The following is a 704-nucleotide window of genomic DNA, read 5'->3' on the forward strand; positions in this document are numbered from 1 at the left end:
AATGATTGTCCTTTCATCAACTGTTCGAGCGCCTTATCGCGCATCTGTTCGAATTCCGTCTTTTCCATGTTCTGTCTTAAAGTTAAAACTTTTAGACAGAGTTCATTTTACAGTCTCGATGAGAACTGAGATTTTTAAAATTTAATTAACCCGCAAAAGTGTAAACCAAAACGGAACCACGTCAAATACCTCTTGTATTGCGGCCTCGTGGAGTTTAGTAAAACTTGTAGGAGTATTCAATGAATCTTCATCGCGAGTGATGTAGGCAGTGGGGCCGCTAAAAAAATACCATCCTCCTTTTATCTTTACCCCATAGAAAAAACCAATTGCATCTAACTTGGCGTTTACTGAGAATACTCGCCCCAAATTGGCCATTATCACCTTGTCCGCTTTGTTATTGATACAAACCATTGTATCCAATTGAGCTTCAACACTATTAGGGTCCCCACGCCATCCATTTAAATTATTAGTTTTCCAACTGTTAATGGAATCATTTGCCATTTGCCATATCTGTTGATAAGCCTGCCTACCTAGTGTCTAATTGCGAAAGTTAGCTATATTATTTTTCAGTTGACTTCCTTTAACCTCTCTTTTCTTCCAAATAAATGGAATTGGGTTTTGGTTAACCGAATCTACATAAGCTTTTATATGTTCACATAGTTTTTGAGTACTACTAAAACTGGCTCCGTTTAATGATTTTCTGG

The 704-nt window shown here is 37.4% G+C and carries 1 protein-coding gene; it reads right to left on the reverse strand.

From position 1 onward, the window contains the following. Positions 1-141 precede the first annotated feature (141 nt). Entirely contained in the window at positions 142-501 is a 360-nt protein-coding gene (locus RB622_RS30215; protein ID WP_308050573.1) for a hypothetical protein, read from the reverse strand. Between the last annotated feature and the right edge of the window lie 203 nt (positions 502-704).

It is taken from the genome of Dyadobacter sp. LHD-138, from assembly GCF_030929615.1.
Lineage (GTDB): Bacteria > Bacteroidota > Bacteroidia > Cytophagales > Spirosomataceae > Dyadobacter.